This is a genomic window from Streptococcus sp. 4094, assembly GCF_013277125.1.
Lineage (GTDB): Bacteria > Bacillota > Bacilli > Lactobacillales > Streptococcaceae > Streptococcus.
Window position 1 is genome coordinate 1 of record NZ_VMMI01000050.1, and the last position, 22,419, is coordinate 22,419.

General features: G+C 40.6%; 19 protein-coding genes. 15 read left to right on the top strand and 4 right to left on the bottom strand.

What is annotated here, in order from left to right:
* Positions 1 to 67 precede the first annotated feature (67 nt).
* The 6 genes from pbp1b (at position 68) to HT721_RS09985 (ending at position 6,863) form a co-directional block, all read left to right on the top strand.
* Positions 68 to 2,533 carry a penicillin-binding protein PBP1B gene (pbp1b, locus tag HT721_RS09960; protein ID WP_173214494.1) on the top strand — a complete coding sequence of 822 codons (2,466 nt, stop codon included), beginning with the start codon at positions 68 to 70 and terminating at the stop codon, positions 2,531 to 2,533.
* 82 nt (positions 2,534 to 2,615) lie between these two features.
* A complete protein-coding gene (locus HT721_RS09965) occupies positions 2,616 to 3,527 on the top strand; it encodes a DMT family transporter (protein ID WP_173214495.1) in 912 nt (303 codons plus the stop codon).
* Between the two features lie 229 nt (positions 3,528 to 3,756).
* On the top strand, positions 3,757 to 4,455 hold the full coding sequence (gene dapD, locus HT721_RS09970; RefSeq protein ID WP_173214496.1) for a 2,3,4,5-tetrahydropyridine-2,6-dicarboxylate N-acetyltransferase: 699 nt from the start codon (positions 3,757 to 3,759) through the stop codon (positions 4,453 to 4,455).
* A gap of 68 nt (positions 4,456 to 4,523) precedes the next feature.
* Complete coding sequence (locus tag HT721_RS09975; RefSeq protein WP_173214497.1) at positions 4,524 to 5,654, top strand: N-acetyldiaminopimelate deacetylase; 1,131 nt, start codon at positions 4,524 to 4,526, stop codon at positions 5,652 to 5,654.
* Between the two features lie 11 nt (positions 5,655 to 5,665).
* Positions 5,666 to 6,205 (top strand): 5-formyltetrahydrofolate cyclo-ligase, encoded by a 540-nt coding sequence (locus tag HT721_RS09980; RefSeq protein WP_173214499.1) that lies wholly within the window; start codon positions 5,666 to 5,668, stop codon positions 6,203 to 6,205.
* Positions 6,189 to 6,863: a rhomboid family intramembrane serine protease gene (locus HT721_RS09985; RefSeq protein WP_173214501.1), complete on the top strand. Its 675-nt coding sequence runs from the start codon at positions 6,189 to 6,191 to the stop codon at positions 6,861 to 6,863. Before HT721_RS09980 ends, HT721_RS09985 begins: the two co-directional genes overlap by 17 nt.
* A gap of 168 nt (positions 6,864 to 7,031) precedes the next feature.
* On the opposite strand, the gene galU is transcribed toward HT721_RS09985, so the two are convergent.
* Together galU and HT721_RS09995 are read right to left on the bottom strand one after the other, a co-directional pair.
* Entirely contained in the window at positions 7,032 to 7,931 is a 900-nt protein-coding gene (gene galU / locus HT721_RS09990; RefSeq protein WP_173214503.1) for a UTP--glucose-1-phosphate uridylyltransferase GalU, read from the bottom strand.
* Positions 7,932 to 7,952: 21 nt separating this feature from the next.
* Positions 7,953 to 8,969, bottom strand: coding sequence for an NAD(P)H-dependent glycerol-3-phosphate dehydrogenase (locus tag HT721_RS09995; protein ID WP_173214505.1), 1,017 nt, complete (start codon positions 8,967 to 8,969; stop codon positions 7,953 to 7,955).
* A gap of 222 nt (positions 8,970 to 9,191) precedes the next feature.
* Here HT721_RS09995 and HT721_RS10000 point away from each other — a divergent pair, with 222 nt between their 5' ends.
* From HT721_RS10000 to HT721_RS10020, 5 genes are all read left to right on the top strand, one after another.
* Complete coding sequence (locus HT721_RS10000; RefSeq protein ID WP_173214507.1) at positions 9,192 to 10,112, top strand: XRE family transcriptional regulator; 921 nt, start codon at positions 9,192 to 9,194, stop codon at positions 10,110 to 10,112.
* A gap of 350 nt (positions 10,113 to 10,462) precedes the next feature.
* On the top strand, positions 10,463 to 11,143 hold the full coding sequence (locus HT721_RS10005) for an ABC transporter ATP-binding protein (RefSeq protein ID WP_173214509.1): 681 nt from the start codon (positions 10,463 to 10,465) through the stop codon (positions 11,141 to 11,143).
* Positions 11,133 to 12,287: an FtsX-like permease family protein gene (locus HT721_RS10010; RefSeq protein ID WP_173214511.1), complete on the top strand. Its 1,155-nt coding sequence runs from the start codon at positions 11,133 to 11,135 to the stop codon at positions 12,285 to 12,287. Before HT721_RS10005 ends, HT721_RS10010 begins: the two co-directional genes overlap by 11 nt.
* A gap of 28 nt (positions 12,288 to 12,315) precedes the next feature.
* Positions 12,316 to 12,732, top strand: coding sequence for a hypothetical protein (locus HT721_RS10015; RefSeq protein ID WP_173214479.1), 417 nt, complete (start codon positions 12,316 to 12,318; stop codon positions 12,730 to 12,732).
* A gap of 75 nt (positions 12,733 to 12,807) precedes the next feature.
* The gene (locus HT721_RS10020) at positions 12,808 to 13,116 is read left to right on the top strand and encodes a hypothetical protein (protein ID WP_173214513.1); all 309 of its coding nucleotides are present in this window, start codon (positions 12,808 to 12,810) and stop codon (positions 13,114 to 13,116) included.
* A 142-nt stretch (positions 13,117 to 13,258) separates the two neighbouring features.
* On the opposite strand, the gene HT721_RS10025 is transcribed toward HT721_RS10020, so the two are convergent.
* Together HT721_RS10025 and argS are read right to left on the bottom strand one after the other, a co-directional pair.
* On the bottom strand, positions 13,259 to 13,504 hold the full coding sequence (locus tag HT721_RS10025) for a MarR family transcriptional regulator (protein ID WP_173214515.1): 246 nt from the start codon (positions 13,502 to 13,504) through the stop codon (positions 13,259 to 13,261).
* A 302-nt stretch (positions 13,505 to 13,806) separates the two neighbouring features.
* Positions 13,807 to 15,498 (bottom strand): arginine--tRNA ligase, encoded by a 1,692-nt coding sequence (argS, locus tag HT721_RS10030; RefSeq protein ID WP_173229727.1) that lies wholly within the window; start codon positions 15,496 to 15,498, stop codon positions 13,807 to 13,809.
* A gap of 135 nt (positions 15,499 to 15,633) precedes the next feature.
* Between argS and argR the strand changes: the two genes are divergently transcribed.
* The 4 genes from argR (at position 15,634) to patB (ending at position 22,286) form a co-directional block, all read left to right on the top strand.
* Positions 15,634 to 16,080, top strand: coding sequence for an arginine repressor (gene argR, locus HT721_RS10035; protein WP_001231476.1), 447 nt, complete (start codon positions 15,634 to 15,636; stop codon positions 16,078 to 16,080).
* A gap of 50 nt (positions 16,081 to 16,130) precedes the next feature.
* The gene (mutS, locus tag HT721_RS10040) at positions 16,131 to 18,665 is read left to right on the top strand and encodes a DNA mismatch repair protein MutS (RefSeq protein WP_173229729.1); all 2,535 of its coding nucleotides are present in this window, start codon (positions 16,131 to 16,133) and stop codon (positions 18,663 to 18,665) included.
* A gap of 146 nt (positions 18,666 to 18,811) precedes the next feature.
* Complete coding sequence (gene patA / locus HT721_RS10045) at positions 18,812 to 20,518, top strand: multidrug efflux ABC transporter subunit PatA (RefSeq protein WP_173229731.1); 1,707 nt, start codon at positions 18,812 to 18,814, stop codon at positions 20,516 to 20,518.
* Between the two features lies 1 nt (position 20,519).
* Positions 20,520 to 22,286, top strand: a complete 1,767-nt coding sequence (gene patB / locus HT721_RS10050) for a multidrug efflux ABC transporter subunit PatB (protein WP_173229734.1) — start codon at positions 20,520 to 20,522, stop codon at positions 22,284 to 22,286.
* Positions 22,287 to 22,419 lie beyond the last annotated feature (133 nt).

A 22,419-nucleotide genomic window follows, 5' to 3' on the forward strand; every position in this document is an offset into this window, starting at 1 on the left:
GTTTGGGAATTTACCATTTTATTGAAAGTTTCCCTTTTATGGTATAATAGATAGAGTGAGGAAATCCATGCAAAATCAATTAAATGAATTAAAACGAAAAATGCTGGAATTTTTCCAGCAAAAACAAAAAAATAAAAAATCAGCTAGACCTGGCAAGAAAGGTTCAAGTACCAAAAAATCTAAAACCTTAGATAAGTCAGCCGTTTTTCCAGCTATTTTACTAAGTATAAAAGCCTTATTTAACTTACTCTTTGTGCTTGGTTTTATAGGAGGAATGTTGGGAGCCGGGATTGCTTTGGGGTACGGAGTGGCCTTATTTGACAAGGTTCGGGTGCCTCAGACAGAAGAATTGGTGAATCAGGTCAAGGACATCTCTTCTATTTCAGAGATTACCTATTCGGACGGGACGGTGATTGCTTCCATAGAGAGTGATTTGTTGCGCACTTCTATCTCATCTGAGCAAATTTCGGAAAATCTGAAGAAGGCTATCATTGCGACGGAAGATGAACACTTTAAAGAACATAAGGGTGTAGTGCCCAAGGCGGTGATTCGTGCGACCTTGGGGAAATTTGTAGGTTTGGGTTCCTCTAGTGGGGGTTCAACCTTGACCCAGCAACTGATTAAACAGCAGGTGGTTGGGGATGCGCCGACCTTGGCTCGTAAGGCGACAGAGATTGTGGATGCTCTTGCCTTGGAACGTGCCATGAATAAGGATGAGATTTTAACGACCTATCTCAATGTGGCTCCCTTTGGCCGAAATAATAAGGGGCAGAATATTGCAGGAGCTCAGCAGGCAGCTGAGGGGATTTTCGGTGTAGATGCCAGTCAGTTGACGGTTCCTCAAGCAGCATTTTTAGCAGGACTTCCACAGAGTCCCATTACCTACTCTCCTTATGAAAATACTGGGGAGTTGAAGAGTGATGAAGACCTAGAAATTGGCTTAAGACGGGCTAAGGCAGTTCTTTACAGTATGTATCGTACAGGTGCCTTAAGCAAAGACGAGTATTCTCAGTACAAGGATTATGACCTTAAACAGGACTTTTTACCATCGGGCACGGTCACAGGAATTTCACGAGACTATTTATACTTTACAACTTTGGCAGAAGCTCAAGAACGTATGTATGACTATCTAGCTCAGAGAGACAATGTCTCCGCTAAGGAGTTGAAAAATGAGGCAACTCAGAAGTTTTATCGTGATTTGGCAGCCAAGGAAATTGAAAATGGTGGTTATAAGATTACTACTACCATAGACCAGAAAATTCATTCTGCCATGCAAAATGCGGTTGCTGATTATGGCTATCTTTTAGACGATGGAACAGGTCGTGTAGAAGTAGGGAATGTCTTGATGGACAACCAAACAGGTGCTATTCTAGGCTTTGTAGGTGGTCGTAATTATCAAGAAAATCAAAATAATCATGCCTTTGATACCAAACGTTCGCCAGCTTCTACTACCAAGCCCTTGCTGGCCTACGGTATTGCTATTGACCAGGGCTTGATGGGAAGCGAAACGATTCTATCTAACTATCCAACAAATTTTGCTAATGGTAATCCGATTATGTATGCTAATAGCAAGGGAACAGGAATGATGACCTTGGGAGAAGCTCTGAACTATTCATGGAATATTCCTGCTTACTGGACCTATCGTATGCTCCGTGAAAAGGGTGTTGATGTCAAGGGTTATATGGAAAAGATGGGTTACGAGATTCCTGAGTACGGTATTGAGAGCTTGCCAATGGGTGGTGGTATTGAAGTCACAGTTGCCCAGCATACCAATGGCTATCAGACCTTGGCTAATAATGGAGTTTATCATCAGAAGCATGTGATTTCTAAAATTGAAGCAGCAGATGGTAGAGTGGTGTATGAGTATCAGGATAAACCGGTTCAAGTCTATTCAAAAGCTACTGCGACAATTATGCAGGGCTTGTTGCGAGAAGTTCTATCCTCTCGTGTGACAACAACCTTCAAGGCTAACCTGACTTCTTTAAATCCTACTTTAGCTAATGCAGATTGGATTGGGAAGACTGGGACAACCAACCAAGACGAAAATATGTGGCTCATGCTTTCGACACCTAGATTAACCCTAGGTGGCTGGATTGGGCATGATGATAATCATTCATTGTCACGTAGAGCAGGTTATTCCAATAACTCTAATTACATGGCTCATCTGGTAAATGCGATTCAGCAAGCCTCACCAAGCATTTGGGGGAACGAGCGCTTCGCTTTAGATCCTAGTGTCGTAAAATCCGAAGTCTTGAAATCAACAGGTCAAAAACCAGGGAAGGTTTCTGTTGAAGGAAAAGAGGTAGATGTTACAGGTTCGACTGTTACCAGCTATTGGGCTAATAAGACAGGAGCGCCAACGACCAGTTATCGCTTTGCTATTGGTGGAAGTGATGCGGATTATCAGAATGCTTGGTCTAGCATCGTGGGGAGTCTACCAACTCCATCAAGCTCCAGCAGTTCAAGTAGTAGCTCTAGTGATAGCAGTAACTCAAGTACTACACGACCTTCTTCTTCAAGGGCGAGACGATAAGTTCTATAAACTGTGCTAAATGAAGTGGCGAATCAATGGATTGCCACTTTTTTCTTTTTTCCTTTCGTGTTACAATAAAGGTATGAATCAGTATCAGAAAAAGATTGTTAAAGGGACCATTTATTCGCTCCTATCCGGCTTGATATGGGGAATCTGTGGGATTCTAGGAGAGTATTTCTTTACTCATTATCAGGTGTCTTCTGGTTGGATTACCTCTATGCGTCTGACGCTGGCAGGAAGTCTTGTTCTCATTTGGTCTGCGATGCAATTAAAATTGCAAGTGCTAGATATTTGGCGAGATAAGAAAAATTACCTGCCCTTTTTAGCTTATGCTATTTTAGGGATTTTTTCAGTTCAGTATTTTTTCTATCTCTGTGTAGAATACTCAAATGCTGCGACAGCAACTATTTTACAGTTTATCAGTCCTGTCTTTATCCTCTTTTACAATCGCTTAATTTATAAAAAACGAGCGTCGAAAAGTGCTATTTTCTATGTTTTGATTGCTATGCTGGGTGTTGGCTTGATGGCGACAAAAGGCGATCTTTCTCAGTTATCCATGACGCCACTAGCTCTTATAACGGGTTTGCTGAGTGCCATGGGTGTTATGTTTAATGTTATCTTGCCCCAACCTTTTGCTAAGCGTTATGGTTTTGTTCCTACGGTTGGGTGGGGGATGATTTTGGCAGGTTTGTTTAGCAATGTCCTCTCGCCAGTGTATCAGCTTTCCTTTACTCTTGATATTTGGAGTATCTTGATTTGCCTCATTATCGCTTTCTTTGGGACGGCTTTTGCCTTTTTCATCTCCATGAAGGCAGTGTCCTTGGTCTCTCCTTTGGTAGTTTCTGTTATCAGTGCCAGTGAACCTCTCTCCTCTGCTCTCTTGAGTGTTTTGTTCTTAGGATTGGTAGTGGATTGGTCCCTTCTTCTAGCGATGGCCTTGATTATTTTGCCCATGATTTTCCTATCGGTAGAAGAAGCGAAAGAAAGTAGATAAAAAGTCTTTTCTTAATTCTAAAAGTGTGCTATACTAGAATAGTCAATAAAACACGGGGAGATAGTTGTGAAGATTGTTTTTAGGTTGTATCGGTAGGGGCTTGCTTTTACCGACAGCACGTTTTATCTCACATCCCTAAAAAATCATACCTAAAAACAGACAAAAAGGCTTCAAATTTGAGGCCTTTTTTGGTAGAATAGTTATCATTATAAAGAATGAGAGGCCTTTTATGACTGCTACAAAAATGAACGCACAAGAAATTATCCAATTTATCGCTAATGCTGAAAAGAAAACCAGTGTGAAAGTAACCTTTGAGGGGAAACTCGCAACTGCTGTACCAAGCTCTGTTGTTAAACTAGGGAATGTCCTATTTGGAGACTGGAAAGATGTTGCTCCGCTTCTCGATGGCTTGGTAGAAAATCAAGACTATGTTGTTGAGCAAGACGCTCGCAATTCTGCAGTTCCTTTGCTAGACAAACGTGACATCAACGCTCGTATCGAGCCAGGTGCGATTATCCGTGATCAGGTTGAAATTGGTGACAATGCTGTTATCATGATGGGAGCAGTCATCAATATCGGTGCTGAAATCGGTGCAGGAACCATGATTGACATGGGGGCTATCCTTGGTGGCCGTGCTATTGTTGGGAAAAACAGTCATGTTGGTGCAGGTGCCGTTCTTGCAGGTGTGATTGAGCCAGCTAGTGCAGAACCAGTCCGTGTTGGAGACAATGTTCTCATCGGTGCCAATGCAGTAGTTATCGAAGGAGTCCAAATCGGTAGTGGTTCAGTTGTCGCAGCAGGAGCTATTGTTACCCAAGATGTCCCAGAAAACGTGGTGGTGGCAGGTGTTCCAGCTCGTATTATCAAAGAGATTGATGCCCAAACCCAACAAAAAACAGCGCTAGAGGATGCGCTTCGTACCTTGTGATTTGTAAAAGAAAAATAGAGGCGGGACCCTTTTTCCAGCCTCTTTCTGCTATATAGGAGGATAGATAGATGTTAGATTTGATTCAGACTAGACGAGATTTGCACCAGATTCCAGAGATTGGCTTGGAGGAGTTCAAGACTCAGGCTTATCTGCTGGATGTGATTGAGAAATTGACTGCAGGCAAGGATTTTGTCCAAGTTCGTACTTGGCGGACAGGGATTTTGGTCTATTTGCAGGGAAGTCAGCCAGAGCGTACCATTGGTTGGCGAACAGATATTGATGGCCTGCCTATCGTCGAACAAACAGGCCTTCCTTTCGCTTCCCAGCACCAAGGTCGTATGCACGCTTGTGGCCATGATTTTCATATGACTATTGCCTTGGGCTGTCTTGAGCGAGCCCTTGAGGAGCAACCAAAGAATAATCTGCTCTTTCTGTTTCAACCTGCTGAAGAAAATGAAGCTGGTGGCATGCTCATGTATGAGGCTGATGCTTTTGGAGACTGGTTGCCAGACCAATTTTATGGCCTTCATGTTCGACCAGATTTGAAGGTTGGCCAGATTGCGACTAATACTCATACACTCTTTGCAGGAACTTGCGAGGTGAAGATCCGTTTCAAAGGAAAAGGTGGCCACGCAGCCTTTCCTCATGAAGCTAATGATGCCTTGGTGGCGGCTAGTTACTTTGTGACTCAAGTGCAGTCAGTTGTCAGCCGCAATGTCAACCCAATCGAGGGAGCAGTGGTGACCTTTGGCGTTTTTCAGGCTGGAACAACCAACAATGTTATCACAGACACAGCCTTTTTACATGGAACTATTCGGGCCTTGACTCAAGATATGAGTCTCTTGGTGCAAAAGCGGGTCAAAGCAGTTGCAGAAGGGGTTGCAGCATCCTTTGGTATGGAAGTTGAAGTGGAACTCAAACAAGGTGGATACCTACCTGTTGAGAACAATCCAGCCTTGGCGCGTGAACTGATGGACTTCTTTGAAGAAAAAGAGGGAATTGAGTTGACTGATATCGAACCTGCTATGACAGGTGAAGACTTTGGTTATCTCCTTTCAAAAGTTGATGGCGTTATGTTCTGGCTAGGTATCGATAGTCCCTACGCTCTTCATCACCCTCAGATGAGCCCTAAGGAAGAGGCACTAGCTATTGGGGTTGATGCGGTTTCTAGTTTCCTGAAAAAGAAGGCAGCAGAGTAGAGGGCTTGTCTATGAAAGCAGAACTACGCAAGAAAATTTTGCAAGAAATGAAGGCTATCCCTCGAGAGCAAAAACAGGCTATGGATCAAGCTTTAACGGATCAATTTTTGAAACATCCCTTCTACCAAGAAGCTAAGGTCATCGCAACCTACCTCTCTTTTCCTCATGAGTTTCAAACGCAGGAACTGATTGAGCAGGCGCTGAAGGACGGCAAGAAGGTTCTGATACCCAAAACCTATCCCAAGGGGCGCATGGACTTTGTGGTCTATGATCCGCAACAACTGGTCAAAACATCCTTTGGCTTACTGGAACCACAGGGAGATTTGGAAGTAGTGGATGCCTCTCAGATTGATTTGATTCATGTTCCAGGGCTGGCTTTTACGATGGAAGGCTATCGGATTGGATACGGTGGAGGTTATTATGACCGCTATCTGGAACAGTTTTCTGGTCATACTTTGAGTACGGTTTATCATTATCAAGTTCAGGACTTTATCCCTGAAAACCATGATATTCCTGTTCAGGAGGTACTGATTGATGAAAGAAATCTTTGATAGGCGTTACCCTGTGACGAGTTTCTTCCTCTTAGTGACGGCCTTGGTATTTCTACTAATGTTGGTGACCACAGGAGGAAACTTTTACAGGGCGGATACCTTATTTCAATTTGGAGCCATGTACGGGCCTGTCATTCGTCTCTTTCCTGAGCAGGTTTGGCGTCTCTTCTCTGCCATTTTTGTCCATATTGGGTGGGAGCATTTCATTGTTAATATGCTTTCGCTCTATTATCTTGGTAGGCAAGTAGAGGAGATTTTTGGTTCCAAGCCGTTTTTCTTTCTCTATCTCTTATCAGGAATGATGGGCAATCTCTTTGTTTTTGTATTTAGTCCCAAATCCTTAGCAGCAGGAGCCTCGACTTCTCTCTATGGGCTATTTGCTGCAATTATTGTTCTTCGCTATGCAACTCGCAATCCTTATATCCAACAGCTAGGTCAATCCTATCTGACACTTTTTGTGGTTAACATTATTGGAAGTGTTCTGATTCCAGGAATCAGTCTAGCAGGTCATATCGGAGGTGCAGTTGGTGGCGCATTTCTAGCAGTTATCTTTCCAGTTAGAGGAGAAAGACGGATGTATAGCGCTAGTCAGAGATTAGGAGCGGTAGTCTTGTTCGTAGGACTCGCTGTCTTACTTCTCTACAAGGGAATGGGATGAAAATTTGTGTAATGAAAAAAGATAAGGCGATTTTTGAACCTTATCTTTTTATTTTATACTCAATGAAANNAAACACTGTTTTGAGGTTGCGGATAGAACTGATGAAGTCAGTAACCATACCTACGGTAAGGCGACGCTGACGTGGTTTGAAGAGATTTTCAAAGAGTATTATTCCTTCTCAGCCAATTCTTTTCCCAGTTGGATGAGGTAATCTTTCAAGTCATCTTTGACTTGTGGATGTTTGAGGGCGTAGTCAATAGATGTTTTCATAAAGCCAAACTTATCCCCAACGTCGTAACGAGCTCCTGTAAATTCACGGGCGAAAACACGTTGTGTTTTATTAAGGGTATCAATAGCGTCGGTAAGCTGGATTTCATTTCCAGCACCGGGAGCTTGATTTTCGAGGATCTCAAAAATTGCTGGTGTGAGCAGATAACGACCGATAATAGCTAGATCACTTGGAGCCTCCTCTGGAGCTGGTTTTTCAACGAAAGTTTCAACGCTATAGAGACCATTAATCCCTTCCCCCTGAGGAGCGATAACTCCATATGATGAAACGTCTTCGTGTGGTACAGGCATGACAGCAATGGTTGATGCGTGTGTCTTTTCGTAATCATTCATCAGTTGTTTTGTCAAAGGAACGGCATTCTCGTCTGTGATGTCCATAAGGTCATCACCCAGCATAACAACGAAGGGTTCATTCCCCACAAAAGCTTTGGCTTGTAAGACAGCGTCTCCAAGACCACGAGGGTGAGTTTGGCGAATGAAATGGAGGCGCATACCAGTTGCTTCATCTACCAATTTTAACAAATCCGTTTTGCCTTTTTCCTTAAGATTGTATTCAAGCTCAAAGTTTGAGTCAAAGTGGTCCTCAATAGAACGTTTTGATTTACCAGTGACAACCAGAATATCTTCAATACCTGATTTGAGAGCCTCTTCCACGATGAACTGGATAGTTGGTTTGTCTACAATTGGCAACATTTCTTTGGCAAGAGCCTTGGTTGCTGGTAAAAATCGAGTTCCTAGTCCAGCGGCAGGAATGACTGCTTTTCTAACTTTCAGTGCCATAAGAATCCTTTCTCTAGAGGGTTAAGACCACTCATTTTCTGCTTTAAATTCATTGTTCATGATGTCATAAATGGCATCTTTGATATTGGTTCCGTGGTAGATAACTTGGTAAATGGCTTGTGTAATGGGCATATAGACTCCAAGTTCTTGCGCTAGTTCGTAGGCTGCTCGAGTCGTTGAAATTCCTTCAATCACCATTCCCATATTGGCTTCGATATCAGCTAGGGATTCTCCACGACCAAGGGCATCTCCAGCTCTCCAGTTACGAGAGTGGATGGAGGTTCCCGTTACGATCAAGTCTCCTACACCAGACAAGCCACTATAGGTCAATGGACTGGCACCGAGTGCCACCCCTAGGCGGGTGATTTCTGCCAAACCTCGAGCGATGATGGCTGCCTTAGCATTGTCACCAAATCCCAAACCATGTAAAGCTCCGGCACCGACAGCGATAATATTTTTAAGAGCACCAGCAGTTTCAACTCCAATAACATCCGTATTGGTATAAAGTCGGAAGTAGTGATTGCTAAAGAGCTCTTGAACGTATTGAGCTGTTTGTAAATCTTTAGAAGCAGCAGTGATTAAAGTCAGATCACGTACAATGGTCTCTTCTGCATGGCTAGGTCCTGAAACAACGACAATATCACTGCGGAGCTGTTCAGGAATTTCTTCTTCAAGGATGGTTGATAATCGTTTATGGCTATCAGGTTCTAATCCCTTTGATGCGTGCATGATGATAGCCTTATGGTCTAAGGTTTTTGCAACTTGTTGGGCAACAAGTCGTGTCACTTTTGTTGGGACAACAAACAAAATCGCATCCACATCTTTTAATGCCTCTGCTAAGTCAGTGTAGGCAATGATATTTTCATCTAGGACGACATCTTTAAAGTAGTGCTTATTAGTATGGTGTGTATTAATTTCATTGATTTGCTCGGGAAGATTTCCCCAAATACGTACCTCGTGTCCATTGTCATTTAAGACTTGTGAAAGGGCAGTTCCCCAAGAACCAGGCCCCAAGACGGCGATGGTTTGTTTTTTCATGTTTTCCTCCTTAATAGAGTTCTCTCTTTTATTTTATCACATTATAGGGGATTTTGCACTTGCATTGCTGGGGAGTGGTGGCTTTGTTGCTTGAAAAATATATAAAAACCGAGACGAAGTATTAAAGTCTTAGTCTTTAGTTAAAGTGAGAAGAAATGTGATAGTTAGTTTGATTCAGTATATGCTATAATAGAGGTAAACAACTCAGGAGGTTCTTGTAGGTTGCGAGAGTTTGGCGAAAAAATTAAAAGATTACGTTTGGCTAAAAAAATCAGTCGTTCAGAATTTTGTGGTGATGAGTCTGAATTAAGTATCCGTCAATTAATTAGAATTGAAAATGGAGAATCCAGACCAACACTAACAAAGTTAAAATATATCGCTGAACGTTTGGGGGTTGAAGATTACAAGTTGATGCCAAGTTATATAGAGTTGGATAAGGAATACCTAGAATTGAAGTATTTCTTGATGAGGACTCCTACATACGAAGATGAAACTATCGCCCAAAAGAAAGAGAGTGTTTTTGATAAGATTTTTGAAGAGTATTATGATAGGCTACCTGAGGAAGAAAGATTTATCATAGATGTTTTACAAGCATATGATGACTTTGGTTGGTGGAATGATGATAGCAATTTAGGAATGATTTTACAAGAGTATTTCGATCACATTTTGTTGAAATCAAAATATGAAGTTAACGATATTTTAATCATAAAGCTATTTTTGGTAAGATTAGTACACCAAGATACAATAATAGATGAGAGTGAAGTGAATACCTTCTTAGTAATAGCTGATAAAATTTTACAACAAGTTGAGATGTTTGATATTGAATATTCATTTCTAATTAGAGATTCATTACTTTTGTTGTTAGGAATATTTGAAAAAATTGCTAATTACAGTCAATTTGAAGATATTCTTTACAAATTAAATGAAATTACCTCAAAGTCATACGACTATCAGAAAAAACCAATTATTCGACTATGGGAGTGGCGCTATGCATTATTTGTAAAAAAAGATTATCCAGTAGCTGAAAATTATTTTCAAGAAGCAAAAATATTTGCTAGAATGATTGACAATAGTCATTTGATAGAACAGCTAGAAAAACAATGGCAACATGACCTCCAGGATTTTTTTAAAAATAAACATTAGAAAATAAAAAAAGTGACAAAAATGTCATTAGTTAAAAAGACCGAGAGAAAGTTTTCGAAATCATAAAAACGCATGATATCAGGTGTTTAAAAACTTGATATTATGCGTTTTATCATTTAAAGAGTTATTATGTTTTTCCCTTAGATTGAGTTCGTATCTAGTTTCTTTTTATACTAATTGAGTACTCATTAGTGGATAAGTTGTTAAAATTAGTGACATTTATGACCTTGGCGAATGTGTAACATAGAAGTATAATAATCCTGTAGAAAAAATAAGGAGAGAAAATATGTTAGTGCTAGTTGTTGCCATTTTTTGGATTTATAAATAATAAAGATAGAATAGGAAGGTCTATGTTAGAACTAAAAAATATTAGCAAAAGTTACGGACAAGGGACGCTAAAAAATAATGTCTTAAGAGAAATAAATTTTAAGGTAGCTGAAGGAGAATTTGTATCGATAATGGGACCATCAGGTTCGGGCAAATCGACATTTATCAATATTTTGGGACTGATTGATTCTGAATTTGAAGGAGAATATATATTAGACGGAAAAAGTATTGAGAAGTTAAATGAAAATCAACAAGCAAGTTACCGTAATCGTGATATTGGATTTGTTTTTCAACAATTTCATCTTATTGATGAATATACTGTTAAAGAAAATATTTTATTATCATTCCTATATTCTGACCAACAGCCAGATATAGAATACATTGATAGTTTATTACAAGACTTAGGGCTTATAGATAAGATGAATGAGTACCCAAGTCATTTATCAGGCGGACAGAAGCAACGAGTTGCTTTAATTAGGGCTCTTGCTCATAAACCTAGATTTCTTATAGCAGATGAACCTACAGGTGCATTAGATGAGAAAAATAGGAATGAGATATTGCAAATTTTACAGAATTTGAATCATTCTGGAACGACAATTATTGTAGTAACTCACGATGAGTTTGTTGCCAGTCATTGTAGAACAAGGTATCGAATGAAAAATGGGTATCTAACACTTGAGGGAGAAGGATTACATGAAGTTTAAAAAGCTGTTAATAGATACTTTAAAGCTGTTAAAGAGGAATAAAAGACAGAGTATTCTGACATCCTTAGCCATTACAGTGGCAACATTTGTTTTATTAGTAATACTATCAAGTTCTTCCTATACAACTTCTACATTAGGGAATGATTTAAAGATAGAAGAAGACACAGCAACAATGACTTATACTCCTCAAAATATGTTGGATATTAGAGGGTTTACACAGGAAGATAAACAATTGGTTGAGCAAACTATTGGAAAACCTGCAAGACTTTCTTCCAGTTCTTATGCTTTGTATGCTGAAACGTATTTTAATGATTCTAAGCAGAATCTTAGTTTTAGAACATTAGGCGATTTGAATAAGAATGGTTTAGTTGTGCCTGATTTATTAAAAGGAAGAGCATTAGAGGAACTAGATGGAGGTGTTGCTATTAGCGATAAGGCTCTCATGTCATTGACTCGAAAGGAAAATATTGAACCTTTTTTAGGAGAGACTATCAATATATCTGGAAAAGAATACCTAATTCAGGCAATATATTATGGATCAGCTGTTAATGAAAGATTACCTTCTTTATTGGTTACCAATGAAATCAAAGAGTTACTTTTAGGAGGAAGGGAATATTTTGATGAATTAGTAGTAGAAACTAATCAGTTGGAGAATATTAATAAGGCTTTATCTGCTTTAGATACTTATGGAATATTCCGCAAGGAAGGAACTTATGGATATATAGATAATAGAAGGGTATATGAGGAAACAAAGGCTCAAGCTACTACAATATTAAATTTCATTGCACTTTTATCAAGCATTTCAATTTTTGTAGCTGGTTTTGGGGTTATGAATGCTATGTTGTCTTCTGTTAGCGAACGTAGTAAGGAGATAGCCATTCGTCGAGCTTTGGGAGCTAAAAAATCTGATATTTATCAATCATATATGATGGAGGGGATTCTTTTATCGCTTCTGGGAGCTATAACTGGTATTGGAGTAGCGATATTATTTGTTGTTTTAATGAACATGAGTGGTTTTGTTACGACATTAACTCTGGATCATATTTTGATTACTCTATTCACAACGGGTGTATTTGGAATTGTATTTAGTATTATGCCTGCAATGGTTGCAGCAAATAAAAATGTTATTGAAGGTCTAAGGTAATGATGAATGTGAATTTAAAGGAGGTAAAATGAAATTTACAAAAATAGATGGAGTATTTTCTCTATTGCTAATTGTGGAATTTACAATATGTTTTTTTGCACTAGATAATTTTAATCTTTTTCAATTTATGCTGTTTGTACAAATTATACCATCAATATTATTAGCTTTGTTATCGGGAAGTATTTCTTCTAGAAGTAAGTACAGCTGGGTGTTATTAATTATTTTTGGAATAATCTATGCTTTAATGATGTTTGGAATTTTCAGAGTTACTCCTATGACGCTTATAGAACAAAATACGATTCAATCTGAAACTTCCGTATTTACATTCAATAGAAATTTACAGTTAGGAACTTATTTTGGATTTTTCCTACAGGAATTTTTACTAGGAGCTTTTATTTGCACCATTTCAAAATTTTTTGGGAGAATTAAACAAGGGAAATTTTAATGAAGCCTGCATTAAAAAGAAGAATTGCTTCTGCAGTTATTTTTAGAAAATGATATTATTGAAATGGTGTAACATTTGGAGAAAATTATTTTTGAACGAAAAAGATTTGAGTATGTCGGTCCTAATAGAAAGCAAGTAAAGGACTTTATGATTCTAAAAAATTTCATGTCTAAGACAATTCAAGTTGAAATCAGAGTGGAGGGATACTTGTTAGACCTTCTTATTTTAAAAGAGATGAGTACAGAATTTTATAATTTAGATTTTCTTTCTTTGCCCTATGATGTCAATATAGATGTGAAAGAAGTTGTAGAGGATGTTGATTTAACAGTCTATAAGAATAGTAAATATAGGGAGTTTAATTTCTTTAAAAATATTTGTAAATGATATTTTTGAAAGTCTATCCATCCCTATATTAGAATTGCTACAACAAGTTTTCAACACTTGTTTCAATTGAACATACTAAAAACCGAGACGAAGGGACAAACTCTCAGTCTCGGTTTTGATATTCCTTAAAGAATAGCTAGGTTTATTTCAATTGATCTGTAATGTCTTTTGATAGCAACATTCCCAGATGATAAGTTTTATTGATGTAAGCAATGACATCATTGATATTTTCAGTTGTTTGAATTTTCTCTTTGATGTCAGCTCTAAATGTTTCATCCTTTAAAAGTTGTTCTTGGTAGAGCCTTTGAAGTAGTTCTTTTTCGTACTTATTGAGCAGAAAAAGGAATACCAAGCTAATTACAACGAGGATATAAGCATATTGGCTCATAGGAAATCTCCCTGTATGATAAAGAAGTAGTAGTGAGTAAATCGAATTAGTGGACCTAAAATAGCAGAACAAGCCAGCAAAACTTGATAAGATTTTTGATAGACCTCTAAAACTAATTACGTATAAGATTTGGTCTTAGTTACTTAGACTGCTTTACAATCAAGTAACTTGAAGATTACGACATGAACCTAACCAAATCGATATTATTTGGTTAGGTGAATTAGTGAAGCGTTTAGGCAATTCGCCATATAGCGATTGCCGTCAAGAGACTAGGAACTTTAGTTCCAGTCTCTTGTAACGATTTACATCTTCTCAGGCGCTTCCACTCCAAGCAAGCGAAGGGCTTCTTTGAGAACGATTGCGGTTGCGTAGCTGAGTGCTAGACGGCTGTCGCGTTCTGGACTTTCATCCAAGATACGGGTATGTGCGTAGTACTTGTTGAAGGCTTGAGCCAGACTAATTGCAAATTTAGCAATGATAGAAGGTTCAAAGTTATCCGCCGCACGGTTGATAATACGTGGGAAATCTTGGATGAGTTTGATGATTTCCCAGCTTTCAACATCATTCAAGCTATAGTCGCCAGCTGTTTCTGGTTTGAAGTCTGCTTTACGTAAGATAGATTGGATACGAGCGTAGGCGTATTGAACGTAAGGTCCAGTTTCCCCCTCGAAGGATACCATAGCTTCTAGATCGAAATCATACCCATTTGTACGGTCGGTCTTGAGGTCATAGAATTTAATGGCTCCAACTCCAACAGCATGCGCTACCTGGTCTTTGTTTTCCAGTTCAGGATTTTTAGCCTCGATTTGGGCCTTGGCACGACTAACGGCCTCTGCAACAGTAGGCTCTAGCAAGATGACATTCCCTTTACGAGTAGAGAGTTTTTTCCCTTCTTTTGTAACCAAACCAAAAGGAACGTGAGTAATGTCGTCACTCCAGTCGTAGCCCATCTCTTGCAAGACAGCTTTGAGCTGTTTAAAGTGGGCAGATTGCTCTTGACCAACAACGTAGATAGATTTAGCAAATTGGTATTCGTTTTTACGGTAAAGGGCTGCAGCCAAGTCACGTGTGATATAGAGAGTTGCACCATCAGATTTCTTGATAAGGGCTGGGTGTTCAATTCCATATTTCTCAAGATTCACAACTTGGGCACCTTCTGATTCAACAAGAAGGCCTTTTTCAGAAAGAATGTCTACAACTGCATCCATCTTATCGTTGTAGAAGGCTTCTCCATTGTAGCTGTCAAATTCGACTTGCAATTCATTGTAAAGGCGGCTAAATTCCACCAAACTTTCATCACGGAACCATTGCCAAAGAGCGAGAGCTTCCTCGTCTCCATTTTCAAGTTTACGGAACCATTCGCGTGCTTCTTCATCCAAGCTAGGGTCATTTTCAGCTTCAGCGTTGATGCGGACATAGAGTTTAAGAAGTTCATCAATTGGATGAGCTTTTACAGCTTCTTCGTCGCCCCATTTTTTGTAGGCAACAATCAACATCCCAAACTGTTTACCCCAGTCTCCCAAGTGGTTGACCTTGACTGTTTGATAACCGATTTTTTGGAAAATATGTGACAAGCTATCTCCGATGACAGTTGAGCGCAGATGACCAATAGAGAATGGCTTAGCGATATTGGGACTAGACATGTCGATAACAACATTTTCTTGTTTGCCAATAGTTTGGTCAGCATAGTGTTCTTTTTCAGTAATAACAGCTTGCAATACTTGAGCAGAAATGGCAGATTTATCAAGGAAAAAGTTAACGTAAGGTCCCGTTGCAACAACCTTTTCAAAGGCTTGGCTGTTAATCTTTTCAGCCAGTTCAGCCGCAATCATTTGAGGCGCTTTACGTTCGACTTTTGCAAGAGAAAAAGCAGGGAAAGCAATGTCTCCCATTTCTGAGTTTTTAGGGGTTTCCAGTAAATTTAAAATAGCCTCTTGGTCCAGGCTATCAATGACGCTAGCCAACTCGCTAGCAATCAATTCTTTTGTATTCATTAAGAGCTCCTTTTTGGACTTTTCTACTATTTTATCACATTTTTAAAGAAAGAAGAAAAAATTTTTGAAATCTCCTATTTTTTTGGTATAATATAGTTATAAAAATAGTTATAAATATTCACATAAGAGGATTTTATGAGAAAAAGAGATCGTCATCAGTTAATAAAAAAAATGATTACTGAGGAGAAATTAAGTACACAAAAAGAAATTCAAGATCGGTTGGAGGCGCACAATGTCTTTGTGACTCAGACCACCTTGTCTCGTGATTTGCGTGAAATCGGCTTGACCAAGGTCAAGAAAAATGATATGGTGTATTATGTACTAGCAAATGAGACAGAAAAGATTGATTTGGTGGAATTTTTGTCTCATCATTTAGAAGGTGTTGCAAGAGCAGAGTTTACCTTGGTGCTTCATACCAAACTGGGAGAAGCCTCTGTTTTGGCAAATATTGTAGATGCAAACAAGGATGAATGGATTTTAGGAACAGTTGCTGGTGCCAATACCTTATTGGTCATTTGTCGAGACCAGCACGTTGCCAAACTCATGGAAGATCGTTTGCTAGATTTGATGAAAGATAAGTAAGGTCTTGAGAGTTGCTCTCAAGACTTATTTTTGACAAGGAGAGACGGAAAATGGCGACAGAAAAGCTATCACCCGGCATGCAACAGTATGTGGATATTAAAAAGCAATATCCAGATGCGTTTTTGCTCTTTCGTATGGGTGATTTTTATGAATTATTTTATGAGGATGCGGTCAATGCTGCGCAGATTCTGGAAATTTCCTTAACGAGTCGCAACAAGAATGCCGACAATCCGATTCCTATGGCGGGTGTTCCCTATCATTCTGCCCAACAGTACATTGATGTCTTGATTGAGCAGGGCTATAAGGTAGCCATTGCTGAACAGATGGAAGATCCTAAACAAGCAGTTGGGGTTGTGAAACGAGAGGTTGTTCAGGTCATTACGCCAGGGACAGTGGTCGATAGCAGTAAGCCGGATAGTCAGAACAACTTCTTGGTTGCCATAGACCGTGCTGGCAATCAATTTGGCCTAGCTTATATGGACCTGGTGACGGGTGACTTTTATGTGACAGGTCTTTTGGATTTTACGCTGGTTTGTGGGGAAATCCGCAATCTCAAGGCTCGAGAAGTGGTGCTGGGTTATGACTTGTCTGAGGAAGAAGAACAAATCCTTAGTCGTCAGATGAATCTGGTACTTTCCTATGAAAAAGAAGGCTTTGAAGACCTTCATTTACTGGATTCACGATTGGCAGCTGTGGAACAAGCGGCATCTAGTAAGTTGCTCCAGTATGTCCATCGGACTCAGATGAGGGAATTGAACCACCTCAAACCTGTTATCCGCTATGAGATCAAGGATTTCTTGCAGATGGATTACGTGACCAAGGCTAGTCTGGATTTGGTTGAGAATGCTCGTTCAGGCAAGAAGCAAGGCAGTCTTTTCTGGCTTTTGGATGAAACCAAAACTGCTATGGGAATGCGTCTCTTGCGTTCTTGGATTCATCGTCCTTTGATTGATAAGGAACGAATCATCCAACGTCAGGAAGTGGTGCAGGTCTTCCTCGACCATTTCTTTGAGCGCAGTGATTTGACAGACAGTCTCAAGGGTGTTTATGACATTGAGCGCTTGGCTAGTCGTGTTTCTTTTGGCAAGACCAATCCCAAGGATCTCTTGCAGTTGGCGACTACCTTGTCTAGTGTGCCACGGATTCGTGCGATTTTAGAAGGGATGGAGCAACCTGCTCTAGCCTATCTCATCGCACAACTGGATGGAATTCCTGAGTTGGAGAGTTTGATTAGCGCAGCGATTGCTCCTGAAGCTCCCCATGTGATTACGGAAGGTGGTATTATCCGGACTGGATTTGATGAGACTTTAGACAAGTACCGTCGTGTGCTCAGAGAAGGGACTGGTTGGATTGCTGAGATTGAGGCCAAGGAACGCGAAAACTCTGGTATCAGTACGCTCAAGATTGACTACAATAAAAAGGATGGTTACTATTTCCATGTGACCAATTCTCAACTGGGAAATGTGCCTGCTCACTTTTTCCGCAAGGCAACGCTGAAAAACTCAGAACGCTTCGGTACCGAGGAATTAGCTCGTATCGAGGGAGATATGCTGGAGGCACGTGAGAAGTCAGCCAATCTAGAGTACGAAATTTTTATGCGTATTCGTGAAGAGGTCAGCAAGTATATCCAGCGTTTGCAGGCTCTAGCCCAAGGAATTGCGACCGTTGATGTCTTGCAAAGTCTGGCAGTTGTTGCTGAAACCCAGCATTTGATTCGACCTGAGTTTGGAGATGATTCGCGAATTGATATCCAGAAAGGGCGCCATGCTGTCGTTGAAAAGGTTATGGGGGCTCAGACCTATATTCCAAATACGATTCAGATGGCAGAAGATACCAGTATTCAACTGATTACAGGGCCAAACATGAGTGGTAAGTCAACCTATATGCGTCAGTTAGCCATGACGGCGGTTATGGCCCAGATGGGGTCTTATGTGCCAGCAGAAAGCGCCCATTTACCGATTTTTGATGCGATTTTTACCCGTATTGGAGCAGCAGATGATTTGGTTTCAGGTCAATCAACCTTCATGGTAGAGATGATGGAGGCCAACAATGCCATTTCGCATGCGACCAAGAACTCACTCATTCTCTTCGATGAATTAGGACGGGGAACTGCAACTTATGACGGGATGGCTCTTGCCCAGTCCATCATCGAATACATTCACGAGCATATCGGAGCCAAGACCCTCTTTGCGACCCACTACCATGAGTTGACTAGTCTGGAGTCTAGTTTACAACACTTGGTCAATGTCCACGTGGCAACCTTGGAGCAGGATGGGCAGGTCACCTTCCTTCACAAGATTGAACCAGGTCCAGCTGATAAATCCTATGGTATCCATGTTGCCAAGATTGCTGGCTTGCCAGCAGACCTGTTAGCAAGGGCGGATAAGATTTTGACTCAGTTAGAGAATCAAGGGACAGAAAGTCCTGTTCCCGTGAGGCAAACAAGTGCTGTCACAGAACAGATTTCACTCTTTGATACGACTGAAGAGCATCCTATTTTAGCAGAATTAGCTAAGCTGGATGTTTACAATATGACACCTATGCAGGCTATGAATGTCTTAGTAGAGTTAAAACAGAAACTATAAAACCAAGACTCACTAGTTAATCTAGCTATATCAAGGAGACTTCTTTGACAATCCCCCACTTTTTTGCTAGAATAACATCACACAAACAGAATGAGAAGGAGCTGACACATTGTCGCTCCCTTTTGTCTATTTTTTAAGGAGAAAGTATGCTGATTCAGAAAATAAAAACCTACAAGTGGCAGGCCTTGGCTTCGCTCCTGATGACAGGCTTGATGGTTGCTAGTTCACTTCTGCAACCGCGTTATCTGCAGGAAGTGTTAGACGCCCTCCTTGCTGGGAAATATGAAGCCATTTATAGTATCGGGGCTTGGTTGATTGGTGTGGCCTTGGTCGGTCTGGTTGCTGGTGGGCTCAATGTTGTCCTTGCAGCCTATATTGCCCAAGGAGTTTCATCTGACCTTCGAGAGGATGCCTTCCGTAAAATCCAAACCTTTTCTTATGCTAATATTGAACAATTTAATGCGGGAAATCTAGTCGTTCGCATGACAAATGACATCAACCAGATTCAGAACGTGGTCATGATGACCTTCCAAATTCTTTTCAGACTTCCCCTCTTGTTCATCGGTTCGTTTATCCTGGCGGTTCAAACCTTACCTTCTCTGTGGTGGGTGATTGTTTTCATGGTAATCTTAATTTTTGGCTTGACTGCCGTCATGATGGGAATGATGGGGCCTCGTTTTGCCAAGTTTCAAACCCTTCTTGAACGCATCAATGCCATTGCCAAGGAAAATTTGCGTGGCGTTCGCGTGGTCAAGTCCTTTGTCCAAGAAAAAGAGCAATTTACTAAGTTTACGGAGGTTTCAGACGAGCTTCTTGGTCAAAACCTTTACATCGGTTATGCCTTTTCAGTAGTGGAACCCTTTATGATGTTGGTCGGCTACGGGGCGGTTTTCCTCTCTATTTGGCTAGTTGCTGGGATGGTTCAGTCGGATCCGTCAGTTGTTGGATCCATTGCTTCCTTTGTCAATTACCTAAGCCAGATTATCTTTACCATTGTTATGGTTGGATTTTTGGGAAATTCTGTCAGCCGTGCCATGATTTCCATGCGTCGTATTCGAGAAATTCTGGATGCAGAGCCAGCCATGACTTTCAAGGATGTCCCAGATGAAGAGTTGGTCGGTAGTCTTAGCTTTGAAAATGTGACCTTTACCTATCCAATGGACAAGGAACCGATGCTGAAAGATGTGAGCTTTACTATTGAACCTGGTCAAATGGTTGGTGTCGTTGGAGCGACTGGTGCAGGAAAATCAACCTTGGCACAATTGATTCCACGTCTCTTTGATCCGCAAGAAGGCTCTATCAAAATCGGAGGTAAGGATATTCGAGAAGTGAGTGAAGGAACCCTGCGTAAAACAGTTTCTATCGTTCTTCAACGTGCTATTCTTTTCAGTGGAACGATTGCAGATAACTTGAGACAGGGTAAGGGAGATGCTACTCTATTTGAAATGGAACGCGCAGCTAATATTGCCCAGGCTAGTGAATTCATTCATCGTATGGAGAAAACCTTTGAAAGTCCAGTTGAGGAACGGGGAACCAATTTCTCTGGTGGGCAAAAACAAAGGATGTCGATTGCGCGTGGGATTGTTAGCAATCCACGTATTCTGATTTTTGACGATTCGACCTCGGCCTTGGATGCCAAGTCAGAGCGCCTGGTGCAAGAAGCCTTGAATAAGGACTTGAAGGGAACAACAACCATTATCATCGCTCAAAAGATTAGCTCGGTTGTTCATGCAGATAAAATCTTGGTTCTAGATCAAGGACGATTGATTGGTCAAGGTACGCATGCAGACTTGGTTGCCAACAATGCCGTTTACCGTGAAATCTACGAAACACAGAAAGGAAAGGAGGAGTAAAATGAAGACAGTTCAATTTTTTTGGAATTATTTTAAAGCCTATAAGCTATCATTTGTAGTTGTCATCCTGATGATTGTTCTGGCGACTCTTGCCCAAGCCCTCTTTCCGGTCTTTTCTGGACAAGCAGTGACGCAACTAGCCAATTTAGTTCAAGCTTATCAAGATGGCAGTCCAGAACTTGTTTGGCAAAGTCTATCAGGAATCATGGTCAATCTAGGCCTGCTGGTTTTGCTTCTCTTTATCTCCAGTGTCATATACATGTGTCTCATGACGCGCGTGATTGCAGAGTCGACCAACGAGATGCGTAAAGGTCTTTTTGGCAAATTGGCTCGTTTGACCGTTTCTTTCTTTGACCGCCGACAAGATGGCGATATCTTATCTCGTTTTACCAGTGATTTGGATAATATCCTCCAAGCCTTTAACGAAAGCTTGATTCAGGTCATGAGCAATATTGTTTTATACATTGGTCTGATTCTTGTCATGTTTTCGAGGAATGTGACGCTGGCTCTCATCACCATTGCCAGCACACCAGTAGCCTTCCTCATGCTAATTTTCATCGTGAAAATGGCACGCAAATACACCAACCTCCAGCAAAAAGAGGTAGGGAAACTCAACGCCTATATGGACGAGAGTATTTCAGGCCAAAAAGCCGTGATTGTGCAAGGAATTCAAGAGGATATGATGGCAGGATTTCTTGAACAAAATGAGCGCGTGCGCAAGGCGACCTTTAAAGGAAGAATGTTCTCAGGAATTCTTTTCCCTGTCATGAATGGGATGAGCCTGGTTAACACAGCCATCGTTATCTTTGCGGGTTCAGCTGTTTTATTAAATGATAAGACTATTGAAACTAGTACAGCCCTAGGTTTGATTGTTATGTTTGCCCAATTTTCACAGCAGTACTACCAGCCTATTATCCAAGTTGCAGCTAGTTGGGGAAGTCTTCAGTTGGCCTTTACAGGTGCTGAACGGATTCAGGAAATGTTTGATGCAGAGGAAGAAATTCGACCTGAAAAGGCTCCAATTTTCACTAAGTTGCAAGAAGGTGTTGAAATTAGTCATATTGATTTTTCATACTTGCCTGATAAACCTATTTTGAAAGATGTCAGCATTTCTGCCCCTAAAGGCCAGATGACAGCAGTTGTTGGCCCAACTGGGTCAGGGAAAACCACTATTATGAACCTCATCAATCGCTTTTATGATGTTGATGCTGGTGGGATTTATTTTGATGGCAAAGACATTCGTGACTATGATTTAGATAGTCTCAGAAGCAAGGTGGGAATTGTTTTGCAGGATTCGGTCTTATTTAGCGGAACGATTCGAGACAATATCCGTTTCGGTGTGCCAGATGCTAGTCAAGAAATGGTTGAGGCAGCAGCCAAGGCAACCCACATTCACGACTATATCGAAAGCTTACCTGATAAGTACGATACTCTTATAGATGATGACCAGAGCATCTTTTCAACAGGACAGAAACAATTGATTTCTATCGCTCGAACCCTGATGACAGATCCAGAAGTTCTCATTCTCGATGAAGCCACTTCAAACGTAGATACGGTGACAGAAAGTAAGATTCAGCATGCCATGGAGGCGGTTGTAGCAGGCAGAACTAGTTTCGTCATTGCCCACCGTTTGAAGACCATCCTCAATGCAGACCAGATTATTGTCCTTAAAGATGGAGAAGTCATTGAACGCGGTAACCACCATGAACTTTTGAAACTAGGTGGCTTCTACTCAGAACTTTATCACAATCAATTTGTTTTCGAATAAGAAAGAAGTTGTCCTATGTGGGCAGCTTTTTCTTGTCCATAAAAAATATTTATCACATTCTTAAAAAAAACATATTAGACGAAAGTCATTTTGAGTGATATGATAGGACTATCGTTATACTCAATGAAAATCA

Coding starts and splice junctions, on each gene's coding strand:
- pbp1b (WP_173214494.1), top strand. CDS start 68: ATGCAAAATCAATTAAATGAATTAAAACGAAAAATGCTGGAATTTTTC.
- HT721_RS09965 (WP_173214495.1), top strand. CDS start 2,616: ATGAATCAGTATCAGAAAAAGATTGTTAAAGGGACCATTTATTCGCTC.
- dapD (WP_173214496.1), top strand. CDS start 3,757: ATGACTGCTACAAAAATGAACGCACAAGAAATTATCCAATTTATCGCT.
- HT721_RS09975 (WP_173214497.1), top strand. CDS start 4,524: ATGTTAGATTTGATTCAGACTAGACGAGATTTGCACCAGATTCCAGAG.
- HT721_RS09980 (WP_173214499.1), top strand. CDS start 5,666: ATGAAAGCAGAACTACGCAAGAAAATTTTGCAAGAAATGAAGGCTATC.
- HT721_RS09985 (WP_173214501.1), top strand. CDS start 6,189: ATGAAAGAAATCTTTGATAGGCGTTACCCTGTGACGAGTTTCTTCCTC.
- galU (WP_173214503.1), bottom strand. CDS start 7,931: ATGGCACTGAAAGTTAGAAAAGCAGTCATTCCTGCCGCTGGACTAGGA.
- HT721_RS09995 (WP_173214505.1), bottom strand. CDS start 8,969: ATGAAAAAACAAACCATCGCCGTCTTGGGGCCTGGTTCTTGGGGAACT.
- HT721_RS10005 (WP_173214509.1), top strand. CDS start 10,463: ATGTTAGAACTAAAAAATATTAGCAAAAGTTACGGACAAGGGACGCTA.
- HT721_RS10010 (WP_173214511.1), top strand. CDS start 11,133: ATGAAGTTTAAAAAGCTGTTAATAGATACTTTAAAGCTGTTAAAGAGG.
- HT721_RS10015 (WP_173214479.1), top strand. CDS start 12,316: ATGAAATTTACAAAAATAGATGGAGTATTTTCTCTATTGCTAATTGTG.
- HT721_RS10025 (WP_173214515.1), bottom strand. CDS start 13,504: ATGAGCCAATATGCTTATATCCTCGTTGTAATTAGCTTGGTATTCCTT.
- argS (WP_173229727.1), bottom strand. CDS start 15,498: ATGAATACAAAAGAATTGATTGCTAGCGAGTTGGCTAGCGTCATTGAT.
- argR (WP_001231476.1), top strand. CDS start 15,634: ATGAGAAAAAGAGATCGTCATCAGTTAATAAAAAAAATGATTACTGAG.
- mutS (WP_173229729.1), top strand. CDS start 16,131: ATGGCGACAGAAAAGCTATCACCCGGCATGCAACAGTATGTGGATATT.
- patA (WP_173229731.1), top strand. CDS start 18,812: ATGCTGATTCAGAAAATAAAAACCTACAAGTGGCAGGCCTTGGCTTCG.
- patB (WP_173229734.1), top strand. CDS start 20,520: ATGAAGACAGTTCAATTTTTTTGGAATTATTTTAAAGCCTATAAGCTA.